The following is a 15,971-nucleotide window of genomic DNA, read 5'->3' as shown; positions in this document are numbered from 1 at the left end:
AAAAACAGCAAGCCCGGGAGGGCTATTCATGCGGCATCCTTTCCCACGCATCGCCCTGGCGGCGCTGATTCTCTGCGGCTCCGCCTCGGCTCACGCCCTATCTGTGACACGGTTTTCCCCGGAGGGCATGATGGCCCGGATTGCCCGGGTGCAGGCGGATTTCGATGCGCCGGCCGTGGCGCTGGGCGATGCGGCGGCGGCCGATCCGTTCCTGATCGCCTGCGACGACGACGCGGTCACGGGATCGGGCCGTTGGGCCGATCCGCGGCATTGGGTCTATGTCTTCGACAAGCCGCTGGCGGGCGCGGTGTCGTGCCAGGCCAAGCCCAATCCGGATTTCCGCGATCTCCAGGGCCAGCCGCTGGCAGGCGACGCGCGCCGTTTCGCCACCGGCGGGCCGCGTGCCCGCCTGGTGAGGCCCTGGGACCGCACGATCTCGGAGGATCAGGTCTTCGTGCTGCGGTTCAACGCCGCGCCGGACACGCGGTCCTTGCTGGACCATGCCTATTGCGAGGTCGAGGGCCTGGGCGAGGCCGTGCCGACGCGCCTGGTGACCGGCGTGGATCGCGCGCGGATCCTGAAAGCGGTGGCCGGCGTCGACGAGGCGGATGCCTGGGATGACGCCCGCTTGCTGCAGTGCAAACGTCTGCTGCCGCCCAAGGCGCAGGTGCGGCTGGTGGTGGAGGCCGGCGTGCGTTCCGAGGGGCGGGATGGACGACCGGGTGTGCCTTCCACGACCGGTTTCGCGGAGGACTTCCAGGTCCGCGACGCGTTCAACGCGGTCATGAGCTGCACGCGGACGAACGCGCAGGCGCCGTGTTCGCCGCTGTTTCCCATTCTCGTGGCCTTCTCCAGGCCCGTGCCCCGGGACCTGGCGGCACGCGTCGCACTGGACACCCCGCAGGGGCCGCGCGTGGCGCGACAGTTCGGCCCCGATGGCGAGGATCCGTCGGGAGACACGGTCGAGACCCTGCAATTCGATCCGCCTTTCGAGGAGCGGTCGACCTTGACGCTGACGTTGCCCGATACGCTGCGCGACGAGATGGGATTGCCGCTGGCCAACGCGGACCGCTTTCCCCTGACGATCGGGATGGACGCCATGCCCCCGCTGGCGAAGTTCGCCTCCGGCGATTTCGGCATCGTCGAACGTTTCGCCGAGGGTGCGCCGGGCCAGGAGCGGCCCGCGCTGGCGCCCCTGGCCCTGCGCCGGGTCGAGCCCCAGTTGCGGACCCGGGATCTGGTCCTGTCCGCCGGTCAGGTGAGCGACCAGGTGATCACGGACGATGTCCGAGCCCTGCAATGGTATGCCCGGGTCGCGAATCTCCAGGACGGCCGGATGACGGCCGGCCAGTTCGAGGACCGGCTGGCGCTGCGCCCGCCGCGCGCGGCCCGGGAAGGCGAGCCCCTCGTCGACGTGCGCTCCCGTTCCGTGTTCGAACCCAAGGACGCGGTCCGGACGTTGACGCTGCCCGGCGTCCAGGATGCGCAGGGCAAGGACATCGAAATGGTCGGCATTCCTCTGGCCGATCCGGGGCTGCACGTGCTGGAGGTCGCCTCGCCCCGCCTGGGCGCCGCGCTGCTTAAGCGCGAAGGCGCGTCCTCGGACGATCAGGTCATGCATGTGCGTTCGGCGGTGCTGGTGACGAACCTGGCGGTCCACCTGAAAGCGGGGCGCGACGACACCCTGGTCTGGGTGACGTCGCTCGACCAGGGCCGTCCGGTCGGGGGCGCCCGGGTGGCGGTACTCGATTGCGACGGGCAGCGTCTGCTGGACGGGGAGACCGACGCGCGGGGGCTCTGGCATGCGGATACGCCCGTGCCGACGGACAAGTACTGCGAAGGCACGGGCCAATCGGGGGTGTTCGTCACGGCGCGCATCGCCGCCGATCATCCCCAGGCCCGTGGCCGGGCGGATTTTTCCTTTGCCTGGTCCGGCTGGAGCAGGGGCATCGAGCCCTGGCGCTTCAACGTGCCGGTCAACCGCTCCCCGGATCCCGATCTGGTGGCCCACGCGGTGCTGGATCGCACGTTGCTGCGGGTGGGGGAAACGGTGTCCATGAAGCTCTTCCTGCGCCGCCTGGGCCGCGACGGGGTGGAAAACCTGCCGGCCGGCCGCCTGCCCGCGCAGGTGCGGCTGACGCACGAAGGTTCGGGCGATGCCGAAACGCTGGCGCTGGACTGGAAGACCAGCCCCGGCGGGGGGCAGTACGCCCTGCTGGACTACACGATCCCGCGCAAGGCCCGCCTGGGCACCTATTCGATCGAACTGCAACCAGTGGCGCGCGGGTCGGCTGACGACTGGACTCCCTGGCTGCATGCCGGCGATTTCCGGGTCGAGTCCTTCAAGCTGCCGCTGCTGACCGGCTCGCTGAAGATCGCGGGGGACGATGCGCGGGCCGCAGGGCCGCTGGTGGCGCCGCAATCGGTGCGCGCCGATCTGCAACTGGCCTGGGTTTCGGGAGGGCCGGCCCGCGACCTGCCCGCCACGCTGTCGGCGGTGGCGCGGCCCCTGACGCCGAGTTTCGCCGGGTACGGCGATTTCAGCTTCGGGGTGGAAGGCGTCGCCGGAGAGGATGCAGCAGAGTCCGGCAATCCGGAATCCGCCGGCGCCGCGGCCTCCGGCCTGCGGCGGCTGATCCTCGACCGCCGTCCGTTGCGCCTGGATGCGCAGGGCGGGGTGCGGGTGGACCTGACGGATCTGCCGCGCCCGGCCGAGCCCCAGTCCTGGCTGTTCGAGGCTTCTTTCCAGGACCCCGCCGGCGAGATCCAGACGCTGGCCCAGACGGCGCAGGTCTGGCCTTCGGCGACGGTGGTCGGCTTGCGGACGGGGCGCTGGCTGTCGCGCGGGGAAAAATCCCACGTCACGCTGCTGGCGCTGGATACGGCCGGGCGCCCGCAGGCCGGCGTGCCGGTCCAGCTGGATGGCCGTGTGCGCACCACCTACAGCACCCGCAAGCGGCTGGTGGGCGGCTTCTACGCCTACGATTCCCATGAGCAGGTCGCCTCCCTGGGCACCCTGTGCCAGGGGATGACCGACGCCAAGGGGCAACTGGAATGCCCGGTCAGCCTCGACCGGGACGGCCGGATCGAATTGTTCGCCCAGGCCCGGGATGCGCAGTCGCGCGTGTCGCGCGCCTCGACTTCGATCTGGGTGTGGGGGGACGAGGCCTGGTTCGGCGAGGGCAATGACGACCGGATCGACGTGATCCCCGCCAAGGCCGACTACAAGCCCGGCGAGACCGCCGAGTTCACCGTGCGCATGCCGTTCCGCCAGGCGCGCGCGCTGGTGGCGGTGGAGCGCGAGGGTGTGCTGGAGACGCATGTGGTTGAGCTCGACGGCGACGCGCCCGTCGTGCGCCTGCCCGTGCGGGCGGGCTGGGGGCCGAATGTCTACGTTTCGGTGCTCGCTGTACGCGGCCGGATCCGCCAGGTGCCCTGGGCGTCGTTTTTCGATTGGGGCTGGCGTCATCCGCTGGACTGGATGGAGGCGCGCTCCGCCCGCTCCGACGACGCGCCGGAACCCACCGGCCTGGTCGATCTGGCCAGGCCGGCGTTCCGCTTCGGCCTGGCGGGCATCCGGGTCCAGAGCGAAGCCGACCGCCTGCAGGTCAAGGTCGAGGCCGACCATGACACTTATCAGGTGCGCCAGCGCGCCCAGGTCCGCATCCAGGCGACCCGGCCCGATGGCAAGCCGGCCGCCGGGGCCGGTGTGGCCTTCGCCGCCGTGGACGAGGCTCTGCTGGAGCTGCGCGACAATGCCAGCTGGGACCTGCTGCGCGCCATGCGCGTGGAGCGCGACTACGGCGTGGAGACCGCCACCGGACAGGGCGAGGTCGTCGGCCGCCGCCATTACGGCCGCAAGGCGGTGGCGGCGGGCGGGGGCGGCGGCTTCAACGCCACGCGGGAACTGTTCGACACGCGTCTGCTGTGGCGCGGCGACCTGACGCTGGATGCGCAGGGTCAGGCCACGCTGGAGGTGCCGCTGAACGATTCCCTGACGCGCTTCAGGCTGGTGGCCGTGGTCGATCAGGGGCCGGACCTGTTCGGTACCGGGTTCTCGGACATCGTCAGCACCCAGGATCTGCAAGTGGTGTCGGGACTGCCTCTGGTGGCGCGCGAAGGCGACCATTACGAGGCGCGGGCGACGGTGCGCAACCGCACGGACCGGCCGATGGCGCTGTCGCTGTCGGCGAGCGTGACGCCGGCGGACGGGGCCGGACAGGCCTTGCCCGGGCAGACGCTGCGGCTCGAACCGGGCGCGTCGAAGACCGTGGCCTGGCCGGTGACGGCGCCGCCGCTGTCGGGCCAGTCGGAAACCGGAACGCTGAACTGGCTTTTCGAGGCGCGCACCACAGAGGGTGAGGCGGCATCCGACCGGATATCGGTCGCGCAGACGCTGCTGCCCGCAGTGCCGGTGACGGTGCGCCAGGCCGCGCTGCTGCGGATCGTGGGCGGCGTGCCGCAGCGGGTGCCGGTGGACGCCACGGCGCGGGCGCTGACCGATGCCGCTGGCGTGGCGCGCGGCGGCGTCCGGGTCAGCCTGCAATCCAGCCTGGCGGGATCCCTGCCCGGCGTGCGCGCCTGGCTGGACGCCTATCCCTATGCCTGCGTCGAGCAGCTCAGCGCCAAGGCGCTGGGACGGCGGGATCCGGATGCGTGGCGGGCGTTGATGCGTCTGCCCGACTACCAGACAGAATCCGGCCTGCTGTCGTATTTCCCGGGTGGCCGGGGCAGTGTGGTCCTGACGGCGCATCTGCTGGAGCTCTCTGCGCGGGCCGCGGACGACGCCTACCGGTTGCCCGCCGGGACGCGCGAGGGCATGCTGGCCGCGTTGCAGGACTATGTGTCCGGCCGCCTGACGGAGGACGGCTGGGCGCCTGTGCGCGACGAGTTCTGGCGCAGGCTGATCGCCGTCGACGCGCTGGCGTTGGCCGGCGCCTGGCAGCCCGGCATGCTGGACAGCTTCGCGCTGGAAATCAGCGGCTGGCCGACGGCTGCCGTGGTCACCTGGCTCTCGATCCTGCGGCATGTGCCGGATCTGGCCGACCGTGAAGCGCTTTCGACCCAGGCCGAAGCCGTGTTGCGCGCGCGCTTGTCGAGGCATGGGACGGCGCTGGTCCTGGCCGACGACACGGTGGACTCGGGCTGGTGGCTGATGAGCAATCCCGCCACGGCCCAGGCCCGCTTGCTGATGACGGTGCTGGACCGGCCCGGCTGGCGCGAGGATCTGCCGCGCCTGTTGACCGGCCTGCTGTCCATGCAGCGCGGGGGCGCCTGGTCCACGACCACGGCCAATGTCCTGGGCACGCTGGCGGTGGATCAGTTCGCCCGCAGGATGGAAACCCATGCGGGCGAGGGCGCGGTGCGCGTGGCCCTGCCTCCGGGCGAGCCGGCCGTGCTGTCCTGGGCCGATATGCCTCTGGCGGATGGCGTCCGTCGGCAGTCTCTGGATCTGGCTTGGCCGCGTGGCCGCAAGGGCACGCTGGAAATCAGCCAGCAGGGACAGGGAGGCGGATGGGCCACGGTCCTGGCGCGCGCCGCCGTGCCCTTGACGCAGGCCAGGGACGCCGGCCTGCGGGTCGAGCGCACGGTGATACCGGTGTTCAGGGCGCGGCCGGACCGCTGGTCGGTGGGCGATGTCTACCGCGTTCGCCTGCGCGTCCGGGCCCGCGAAGCCCTGGCGTGGTCCGTGATCAGCGACCCGGTGCCGGCGGGGGCGTCCGTTCTGGGCGGTGGCCTGGGGCGTGATTCCAGTCTGTCGACGGCGGGTGAAAACCGGGAAGACTGGTGGAACCGGCCCAGCTTCGTCGAACGCGGCGCCGGCGTGTTCCGGGCCTACTACGAAGTGATGGAACCCGGCGAGCGCACACTGGAATACACGGTGCGGCTGAACGTGCCGGGGGATTACCAGTTGCCGCCGACGCGCGCCGAGGCCCTGTACCAGCCGGATGTCTTCGGTGAGGCGCCCAACGCCTCCCTGCGTGTGGAGCCTCAGCCCTGATGGGCCGGATGGAACCGTGGGACCGGATGCGCCGCCGGGTCCGGCGGGCCGTCGCGTCCTTGCCGGGCCTGGCCCTGATCCTGGCGCTGGCGGCGCCCCTGGCCCGGGCGCAGGTTCCGGTTCCGTTCCCGCCGGACTACGCGGCAGTCCGGGCGGACTGGCGTCCCTCCGACGCGCGGCTGCTGGCCTCGGACGGACGGGAACTGCAGCGCCTGCGTACGGATTTTTCCAGCCGGCGTGGCGACTGGCTGCCTCTGGCCGAGGTCTCGGTCGCCTTGCAGCGGGCCGTGGTCCTGTCCGAGGACCGGCGTTTCTATGAACATGGCGGGGTGGACTGGCTGGCGAGCGCTTCGGCGGCCTGGTCGTCCGCCTGGGGCGATGGCGTCCGGCGGGGCGCCTCGACCTTGAGCATGCAGTTGGCGGCCTTGCTGGATCCCGGGCTGCGGCGCGGGCCGGGCGGGAGGGATGTCCTGCAGAAGATCGACCAGATGTGGGCGGCCCGGGCGCTGGAATCCCGCTGGTCGAAGGCCGAGATCCTGGAGGCTTATCTGAACCTGGCGGCCTGGCGCGGCGAACTGGTCGGGGTCGATGCCCTGTCGCGCGTGATGTTTCAGAAACACGCCGCCGGCCTGACGCTGCGCGAAGCCGCCCTGGCCGCCGTGCTGCTGCGCGGTCCGAACGCGCCGCTCCCGACGCTGGTTCAGCGCGGCTGCGCTCTGCTGCGCGAACTGGGCCGGCCCGGTGAATGCCGGGGCCTGCGGGATTTCACGCAGGCGGCCTTGTCGCGTGTCCATCAGGCGCGTTTCGACGCGCCGGCGCTGGCGCCGCATTGGGCCCGGCTGTTATGGGACGCCGGCCAGGCCGATGCGCGGGGCGAGATCCGCTCCACCCTGGATTCCGTGCTGCAGGAGACGGCGGTGCGCGCCGTGCGCCGGCATCTGGAGGAATTGCGCGGCACGGGGGTGACCGATGCCGCCGTGGTGGTGCTGGACAACCGCAGCGGCGCCGTGCTGGCCTATGTGGGCTCGTCCGGTGCGCTGTCCGAGGCAGCCGACGTGGACCATGCGAGGGCCATCCGCCAGGCGGGTTCGACCCTGAAGCCTTTTCTGTACGGCATGGCGCTTGACCAGCGGCGCCTGACGGCCGCTTCATTGCTGGACGACAGCCCGGTGGGACTGGACGGAGGCGGCGGGCTCTACGTGCCGGACAACTACGACCACCGGTTCGGGGGCTGGGTCAGCGCGCGCACGGCGCTGGCGTCCTCCTTGAACGTGCCGGCCGTGCGCACGCTGATGCTGGTCGGTCCCGATGCGCTGGCAGGCCGCCTGGTCGCCCTGGGCCTGCCTTTGACCCGGGGCGGAGATTATTACGGCTATAGCCTGGCGCTGGGCTCGGCGGACGTGACGCTGCTGTCCCTGACCAACGCCTACCGGGCGCTGGCACGCGGGGGCGACTACGCGCCTGTGAACCTGAAAGCCCGGCCCGGCGCCGGTCCCCAGGCGGGGACCCGGCTGTATTCGCCCGAGGCCGCCTGGATCATCGGCGACATGCTGGCCGACCGTCCGGCGCGCGCCCGGACCTTTGGGCTGGACAGTCCGCTGACCACACGCTTCTGGACGGCGGTGAAGACCGGCACCAGCCGCGACATGCGTGACAACTGGTGCGTGGGCTGGTCGGCGGACTACACGGTGGGTGTCTGGGTGGGCAACAGCGCCGGGGCCAGCATGCGCAACGTATCGGGCGTCAGCGGCGCCTGTCCCATCTGGCATGATGTGTTCGACCGGCTCTACCGGGACCATGTGCCCGCGGCGCCCCCCAGACCAGCGGAAGTCACCGCCCAGACAGTGGTGTTCGGCCAGGGGTTGGAGCCCGCGCGCGTCGAATATTTCCTGGGGGATACGGCCCAGGCCCGGTTCGCGCCGCCGGCCATGCGAGCCGGCCAGGGAAGCCCGCGCATTGCCGAACCGGTGGACGGCACCATCCTGGCCCTGGACCCCGACATTCCCTGGGACCGCCAACGCCTGCGCCTGCGGGCGGCGGATGCCGGTTCGCGGCCGGTGGCCGCACACTGGTTCCTGGATGGCGAGCCTTATGGCAGGGTCCACGGACCGGATCTGGCGCCGGACTGGACACCCAGGCCGGGCTCGCACGTGTTTGAGTTGCGGGACGCGCGCGGCTCGGTGCTGGATCGTGCCCGGGTGGTCGTCCGGGGCGGACGCTTCGCGACAGGCGCCGAGCGGCCGGCCGGGAACCATCCTGATGCGCCGGGTACCCATTGATGACAGCCTGAATAGGCGAGCATGAAATGATGAACAGGATGAAAAGGAAACGAGGAATGCGCAATCGGCAGTTTGGATGTGGGCGATGGGTGAGGGGTTCGGTGGTGTGCGCGATGGCGGCGGCCTTGGCCGGCTGCCAGACCTTGCCTGGCGCGAAGGGCGGCATGGAAAAGGCGGACACCCGGGTCACGGCATCGGCTCAAGCGCAGACACAGGCGGTCGGGGCCCCGCACGCCATCGTCGAAAACCGGCAGGCGCTCGATCTCCGGGTGTTTCTGGCCGACACCCGGTCCCGGCCCGGCTGGACGCCGGTACCTCTGAAACCGTCCGGCATGCTGTACGTGCAGCCGATGGCGGTGATCGATCGCGGCGACCTGATCGGCATCCAGTCGGCGACCGACCAGAAAGGCGATGGCGTGCTGGTGCTGATCCTGGGCGACGAGGGTCTGCGCAAGCTGCGCGAGGCCACGGCGGCCAATCCGGGCCTGCGTCTGGCCCTGGTCGTGGGCCACACCATGCTGGCCGCGCCGGAGTATGCCGCGCCGATCACCCAGCAGCAGCTCGCCTTCGGTGTGGGCTCCGCCCACAATGCCGAACTAGCCGCGCGCTCGGTGGCCGGGGTCGACGCCGCGCCCATGGGCGCGTTCTGAGGCCGGGGAATCACGCGCCCCGCCTGCGGAGCGGGTCGCCACCCGTTGTTTTTTCGACGCGCCCGGCGGGGCGCTGAAAATTCCGCTTGCCCGAATTTCGTTCGATCGGTGAAAATCTACGCATTGCGTATATAGGAGCCGGTCATGGCGATTTCCCAGCAAGTCTTCCTGCGCGACGCGATGCGCCGCCTGAACCTGACCCGCGATGTGTTCGCGGCCCGTATCGGAGTCAAGCGCCGCGCCCTGGATACCTGGCTGTTGCCGGAAGGCTCCCAGGAAGCCCGCGCCATGCCGGAAGTCGTCTCCCGTTTCGTCACCGAGATCGTGGAGAACAGCGCGCTGATGGAAAAATACGCGCAAAGCGCACAGTCAGGCCCCCTGCGCGACCGCATCGCCACCAACAACAAGCATCAGCTTCTGTCGGTGGATCAATTCACCCGGGAATCCGTCGAGGAACTGTTCCGCGTGGCCGATCTGATGCAGCCCATCGCGCGCCGGCGCAAGGTTTCCCGCGTCCTGGAGGGCGCGGTGCTGGGCAATCTGTTCTTCGAGGCCAGCACGCGCACGCGGGTCAGCTTCGGCGCGGCCTTCTGCCGCCTGGGCGGTTCGGTATGCGATACCACCGGCTTCACCTTTTCGTCCATGGCCAAGGGCGAGTCCATCTACGACACCAGCCGTGTGATGAGCGGCTACGTGGACGCCATGGTGATCCGGCACCCGGAAAAGGGCTCGGTGGCCGAATTCGCCGCCGCCACCAACATTCCCGTGGTCAACGGCGGCGATGGCGCGGGCGAACACCCCAGCCAGGCGCTGCTGGACCTCTATACTATCCTCACGGAATTTTCGCGCCTGGGAAAATTGCTGGACGGGGCGCACATCGTCATGGCCGGCGATCTGAAATATGGCCGCACGGTGCATTCATTGATCAAGCTGCTGTCCCTGTATCGCGGCATGAAATTCACCCTGGTTTCGCCACCGGGCCTTGAAATGCCGGAATACCTGCTGGACCAGGCCAGCCGCAACGGCCATGTCGTCGAACAGACCCATGATCTGGCGGCGGGCCTGAAAGGCGCCGACGTGGTCTACGCTACCCGGGTACAGAAAGAGCGCTTTTCCGGCGAGAACCTGGAAGGCTATACGGCCGATTTCCAGGTCAACAAGGCCATCGTGGACGCCTGCTGCGGCCCCGACACCATCGTCATGCACCCTTTGCCGCGCGACAGCCGCGAGGGCGCCAACGACCTCGGCACCGACCTGAACCATGACCCGCGCCTGGCGATCTTCCGCCAGACGGACAACGGCATCCCGGTGCGCATGGCGATCTTCGCCGTGCTGATGGGGGTGGAGGGCCTGGTGCAGCATTCGCTGCGTGACGTCACCTGGTCGCCGCCGTCCCACATCGGCCCGGACGACAGCGTGTTCCACGGGATCGACTGATCGGGAAAGGGGCGGCGGACCGCAGGCCGTCGCCCGGCATGCGGCGGCACGCAATAGTCCGCAGGGGGCTATTGCGTGTTCGACCGCTCTCCACCCAGGGCCGCCACCAGGTCGTCCAGCATGCGCGCCAGTTCGCCCGCCATCAGGGCGAAGTCGGCCTCGAACTGCTCGGCCTCGTTGGCGGCCTGGGCGTCCTGGTGTTCCTTCAGCACGTCCAGGGGTGCGACGCGCTTGATGTCCAGGTTCTCGGTCAGCACGAAGGAAACCCGGTCATTCCAGGTCATGGCCAGGCGCGTGCATTGCTTGCCGGCCTGGACGTGGCGGCGGACTTCGTCCAGCTCGACCGTCTGGCGCACGTAGCGCACGGTGGCGCGAGACTCGCCGGTGGAGCGCAGCTCCGTGTCCTGGTCGATGGTGAAGCCGGCCGGCGCCTCGTCCTCGGACAGCCACAACGTCATGGCGGCGCCCGGCGACATCTCCACGTGCAGCGGCACGATGGGGAAGGGGGTGAGGGTCTTGGCCAGCAAGCCCAGGACTTCGTCGCTGCGCGCGGTGGCGGCGGCGTCGATGGCCACCCAGCGGTTCACGGTATCGATCCAGACGCGGGTGTCGTGAGCGATGACGAAGGCGCGCGGCAGCAGCTCCATCGTCATCTGCTCCTTGATTTCCTTCATCTGCTTGCGTCCGGGCTTGTAGCCCTGCTGCTCTTCCATCTGCAGGGCGCGCGCGCGGCTGGCCTGGTTCACGACCGTGGCCGGCAGCAGTTTCTTTTCCGTCTGCAGGCGCAGCAGGATCTGGCCGTGCTGCGCATAGGCCAGACCGCTGTCTTCGCGTGGGGGCAGCCACCCCGATACCTGGCTGTCCTGGCTGCCGCCGGGCTGGAAGGCGAGGGGTTCCAGGGCCGCTTCAAGGTCGGCGGCGGTCAGGGAAGCGTTGGGGGCGAGACGGTAAAGTTTGAGATTCTTGAACCACATGGTCTTGTCGAGCGGGCCGGCGGGCGGCGGTGAAAACGGGACGGGAGGCCTCTCTGATTCAGAGGGCCCCCAATCAGAGGGGCCTCAATTGTACGCGCTAAAAAAAGGCGGCCGGTTCAGCGGGCCTGCGTCCGCGCCCAGATCTTCAGCCCCGGGTGCCGCCGGTCCTTGTCCGACAGGACGGGGGTATCGATCGGCCAGGGGATCGCCAGGTCGGGGCAGTTCCAGGCCAGGCCGCCCTCGTCGGCCGGATCGTAGTAGTCCGTGCACTTGTACTGGAAGGTCGCGGCCTCGCTGGTGACGCAGAAGCCGTGCGCATAGCCGGGCGGGATCCAGATCTGGCGGTGGTTTTCGGCCGACAATTCCACCGCTACGTGTTGTCCGTAGGTGGCGGACCGGGGGTCGATGTCCACGGCCACGTCGAAGACGGCGCCATCGATCACCTGGATCAGTTTGCCCTGCGGCCGCGTTCGCTGGAAATGCAGTCCGCGCAGCACGCCGCGCGCGGAGCGCGAAACATTGTCCTGCACGAAATCCAGATCGATGCCGGCTTCCGCTCGGTAACGGCGGGCGCTGAACGATTCCAGGAACCAGCCGCGTGCGTCGCCGAAGACTTGGGGTTCGATGATGCGCACGCCGGGCAGGGCGGTCTCGATGACCTTCATCGTCCGGCGCCCTCGCGCGCCAGGGCCAACAGGTATTGCCCGTAGTCCGTCTTGTCCAGCCTTGCGCCGCGCGCTTCCAGTCCGGCGCGGTCCAGCCAGCCATTGTTGAAGGCGATTTCCTCCAGGCAGGCGACCTTCTGGCCCTGGCGGCGCTCGATCGTCTGCACGTAGGTGCCCGCGTCCAGCAGGCTTTCGTGCGTGCCCGTGTCCAGCCAGGCGAAGCCCCGGCCCAGCAGCTTGACGTACAGGTCGCCGCGCCGCAGGTAGGCGTTGTTCACGTCGGTGATTTCCAGTTCGCCGCGCGCCGAGGGCCTTACCCGGCGCGCGATGTCCACCACGTCGTTGTCGTAGAAGTACAGGCCGGTGACGGCATAGGGGGATTTCGGCCGCTCGGGTTTTTCCTCGATGGACACGGCGCGCCCGCCGGCGTCGAATTCGACCACGCCGAAGCGCTGCGGGTCCGCGACCCGGTAGCCGAAGACCGTGGCTCCCGAGGCCCGCTGGGCGGCCTCGCGCAGCATCCCGCTGAAGCCGTAGCCGTAGAAGATGTTGTCCCCCAGGACGAGGCAGACCCGGTCGTCCCCGATGAAGTCCGCGCCGATCAGGAAGGCCTGCGCCAACCCGTCGGGCGAGGGCTGCTGCGCATAGGACAGGGTGATGCCGAAGTCCGACCCGTCGCCCAGCAGGCGCCGGAATCCCGGCAGGTCGTCGGGCGTCGAGATCACCAGCACGTCGCGGATGCCGGCCAGCATCAGTACCGACAGCGGATAGTAGATCATCGGCTTGTCGTAGATGGGCAGCAGTTGCTTGGACACGCCGCGCGTGATCGGATGCAGCCGGGTGCCGGAGCCGCCGGCGAGGATGATGCCTTTCATGGAGCGCTTGGGGGGATCAGGGATAGACGCCAGTGTAGCGGGGAACGGGACGCGGCGATGCCGGAATCTGGCGGCGGTTTTCGGGCGGGCGACTCCATGACGCGAGCCTCAGACCGCCGCCTCCGCCCGCCGCTGCAGCACGCCGATGGGCGGCGCCCAGCGCGCGTCGCGCGGTTTCTTGGACGTGACCAGGGTGATATCGGCCGGCTCGAACACTTCCACGTTGTGCGTGATCGGGGTAGTGAGCACGTACTGGGCGCGGGTGGACTTCAGGAAATGACCGACCAACTGGATGTTGCGCACGTCCAGGTGGGCGAAGGGCTCGTCGATGAAGACGAAGCCGCCGGACATGTCGTCGTCCTTGAGCAAGCCGACCAGCAGGATCAGGGACTTGATCACCTGCTGGCCGCCCGAGGCCTCGCCGTCGTTCAGCCCGATGCGGCCCTTGCCGTCGAAATTGAAGCTGACCTTCAATTCGGCCTGGCGCAGCACGGTGTCGTCGTTGTCCAGATGGGGCAGGTCGGCGACGACCTCGACGCCGGCCAGGGTGCCCAGGTCGGTGATGTTCTTGCGATAGCGGCGCACCGTGGCGCGCAGCACGTCGATGTAGCGTTCGCGGGCGTTCGACACGGCCGTGACGGCCGCCGCGTTGCGCGCCTTGCAGGTCTCCAGGCGGGTCGCCTGGTCGCCGGCCGTGGTCTGCATCAGCAGCAGTTTTTCCTCGACGGTGGCGTCCGTCTCCCATTGGCCCTCGGCCAGTTCGCGTTCGAGGTTCTCGGCGCGCAGTCTGGCCTGCGTGGCGTTCTGATAGTGCTCGATCAGGGCGCGGCGTTTTTCGACGGTGGTCCAGTGCGCAGGGAAGCGCCGCCTGAGCGTCTGGGACGCCGCGGCGCGGCCCCGCAGCTCCTGGCGGCGCGTCTGCCAGTCGCGCTCGGTCCGTTCGGCGTCTTTTTCCGTGTCGGACAGGCGCCGCTGCAGGCTTTCGTAGCGGTTCTCCGCACGGGTCCGCCCGGCGACCGCTTTGGTATGCGCTTCCTGCAGGGACTGCCAGCGTTCGCCGGCTTCGATGCGGGCCTGTTTCAGGGTGGGCCATTGCTGGCGTGCCTGCTCGAAGGCCTCGCTGTTCCGGATGAGCGCTTCGGCAGCGCGATGGCCTTCCCCGGCCCGGCGCGCCGCGTCCAGTTCGCGTTGCAGCGTTCTTTTCCGCTGGGCCAGCTCCGTCAGTTGTCCGTCCACCTGGGCCAGTTGGCCTTGCAATGCTTCGGCGCGCGCGGTCAGCGCGGCGGCGCCGAACTGGTGCCCGGACGGATCGACCCAGACGCTGCGTCCGCCCCGACGGTCGCGCCAGTAGGCCTGGGGCGTGATCCATTCGCCACCCGCCCGGGCGCCGGCCTGGGTGTCCGCGACCCGGCGGATCTGTGCCAGTTGGTGCAGCAGCCAGCCCGGCGCGGTGTCGGTGAAGCGCAGGACGGCCAGCAGGCTGTCGGGGGGCGGGGTGGATGGCGCGCGTTCCGCATCGGCCACCAGATAATGGCGATAGCGCTCTTTTTCCGCGAGGGCCATGGCCCGGCCTTCGTCTCCGGGGTTGTCCAGCACCACCACCCAGCGCGCGGCCCGCAGCACGCCTTCAGCGGCGTCACGCCAGGCGTCGTCCGTGATCTCGATGACATCGGCCATCAGGTGGTGGCCGATCTCCTGCTGGCGCAGGGTGCGCTGGAAACGCTGGACCTCGGGCGGCGGTGGCGCCTGGTGGCAGCCCCGCAGACCGTCCAGGCCGGACTGGATCCGGGCGCGTTGATCGTTGGCCGCGTGCCAGCGGCGGTCCAGTTCGGATTTCTGTGATTCCAGGTCGCGGACACGGTCGGACAACTGGGCGGCGTCGCCTTCGATGGCCGCCAGTTTTTGCAGTTCCTCCGCCTCCTTGACCAGATCCTCGACCGGCCGTTCGGCATCGCGGGCTTGCTGCAGGGCGGCTTGCGCCGCGTCATTTTGTCGTTCCAGTTCCAGGACGTGATCCTGGGCGGCCTGCCGGGCTTCCAGCAGACGCAGCAGTTCTGCCTGGTCCTGGGCGCGCTGGCGTTTTTGCGCGGCGTGCTGCAGGCGCTGGCGATGCAGCTCATTCAGCCCGGCTGTGACGGCGCGACGGTCTTCGTGCCATTCCAGCACCGGGACGACCTCGGCCGCCAGTTCCTCGCGTTCGCGCAGCCTGATCCGGTACTGGCGGTACTGGGTGACGCGGGCTTCGAGTTCGGCCAGCTGCGCGCGGCCATGCGCCAGCTCGCGTTCGGCCATCTCGACCTCGGCCTGCTGTTCGCGCAGGTGGCGGCGGGCTTCTTCGTAGCGGTCCAGCACTTCCTGGTCGCCGAATACGTCGAAGACCAGACGCAGCAGTTCCTTGGGGGAGTATTCGCACAGCCGGTCGGTCTGGCCCTGTTCCAGGGCCAGCACGCGGGCGATGGCGCGTGACAGCCCGGCGCCCTCCAGGCGCTTGCGCCAGTGTTCGATACCCAGCCAGTCCTTGTCGGGCGCCTCGATCAGGGTCTCGATGGGCACGTCGCCGTCGGCCATCAGGTAGCGGCGCTGCCAGTCGCCGCCGTTGCGGTCGATGCGGCAGGCCAGGGTCACCTGATCCGCGTACAGCAGGTTGCGCGCGAACGGCCGGCTGGAAGTCTGGCGACCGTGCGGCCGATTGTCCACCACGGCGCGCAGCCAGGTCGTGTCGGCGTTGGCGTGGCGGGCGTAGGTCTTGTAGTTGCGCCCGCCCGAACAGTCCAGCCCCAACAGGGTGCGCATGGCGTCGAGCAGCGTTGTCTTGCCGGAGCCGTTGGGTCCGGCCACGGTGATGATGGCGCCGTCCAGGGGCAGCGTCAGGCGCTGGCAGTAATCCCACTGCAGCAGTTCCAGGGATTGCAGGTGAAACATCAGTCCTCGTCCTCCGCGACCGTATCGGTTCCCGGCCGCGGGGGGGGGGGGGCCCCCCCCGCGCCCCCCCGGGGGGGGGGGGGGGGGGGGGGGGACGGGCTCAACGCGGCCTCCGTGCGGAGACAGGGCGGACGAGCGGGGTGGAAGCGCGGTTCATGAGTCTGGGGA

8 protein-coding genes are annotated in these 15,971 nt (G+C 69.6%); 4 read left to right on the top strand and 4 right to left on the bottom strand.

The features are described from left to right. The first annotated feature begins 28 nt into the window (after positions 1–28). The 4 genes from O4H32_RS12280 to O4H32_RS12265 all read left to right on the top strand — a co-directional run bounded on the left by O4H32_RS12280 (position 29) and on the right by O4H32_RS12265 (position 10,367). Entirely contained in the window at positions 29–6,001 is a 5,973-nt protein-coding gene (locus tag O4H32_RS12280; RefSeq protein WP_269359581.1) for an alpha-2-macroglobulin family protein, read from the top strand. Positions 6,002–6,009: 8 nt separating this feature from the next. Beyond that, on the top strand, positions 6,010–8,280 hold the full coding sequence (gene pbpC, locus O4H32_RS12275) for a penicillin-binding protein 1C (protein ID WP_269359579.1): 2,271 nt from the start codon (positions 6,010–6,012) through the stop codon (positions 8,278–8,280). Between the two features lie 113 nt (positions 8,281–8,393). Further along, the gene (locus O4H32_RS12270) at positions 8,394–8,930 is read left to right on the top strand and encodes a hypothetical protein (protein WP_269359577.1); all 537 of its coding nucleotides are present in this window, start codon (positions 8,394–8,396) and stop codon (positions 8,928–8,930) included. Between the two features lie 144 nt (positions 8,931–9,074). Further along, positions 9,075–10,367: an aspartate carbamoyltransferase gene (locus O4H32_RS12265; RefSeq protein WP_269359575.1), complete on the top strand. Its 1,293-nt coding sequence runs from the start codon at positions 9,075–9,077 to the stop codon at positions 10,365–10,367. A 68-nt stretch (positions 10,368–10,435) separates the two neighbouring features. Here the strand turns inward: O4H32_RS12265 and O4H32_RS12260 are convergent, their stop codons facing one another. The 4 genes from O4H32_RS12260 to O4H32_RS12245 all read right to left on the bottom strand — a co-directional run bounded on the left by O4H32_RS12260 (position 10,436) and on the right by O4H32_RS12245 (position 15,803). Further along, positions 10,436–11,341, bottom strand: coding sequence for a recombination-associated protein RdgC (locus tag O4H32_RS12260; protein WP_269359573.1), 906 nt, complete (start codon positions 11,339–11,341; stop codon positions 10,436–10,438). A 116-nt stretch (positions 11,342–11,457) separates the two neighbouring features. Next, positions 11,458–12,006: a dTDP-4-dehydrorhamnose 3,5-epimerase gene (gene rfbC, locus O4H32_RS12255; RefSeq protein ID WP_269359571.1), complete on the bottom strand. Its 549-nt coding sequence runs from the start codon at positions 12,004–12,006 to the stop codon at positions 11,458–11,460. Further along, positions 12,003–12,881 (bottom strand): glucose-1-phosphate thymidylyltransferase RfbA, encoded by an 879-nt coding sequence (rfbA, locus tag O4H32_RS12250; protein ID WP_269359569.1) that lies wholly within the window; start codon positions 12,879–12,881, stop codon positions 12,003–12,005. The genes rfbC and rfbA overlap by 4 nt, the downstream gene beginning before the upstream one ends. 108 nt (positions 12,882–12,989) lie before the next feature. After that, the gene (locus O4H32_RS12245; protein ID WP_269359567.1) at positions 12,990–15,803 is read right to left on the bottom strand and encodes an ATP-binding protein; all 2,814 of its coding nucleotides are present in this window, start codon (positions 15,801–15,803) and stop codon (positions 12,990–12,992) included. Positions 15,804–15,971 lie beyond the last annotated feature (168 nt).

It is taken from the genome of Castellaniella denitrificans (assembly GCF_027214045.1).
GTDB classification, from domain to species: Bacteria; Pseudomonadota; Gammaproteobacteria; order Burkholderiales; family Burkholderiaceae_B; genus Castellaniella; species Castellaniella denitrificans_A.
The sequence above is the reverse complement of the archived record's forward strand: the minus strand, read 5'-3'. Positions and strand labels throughout refer to the sequence as shown.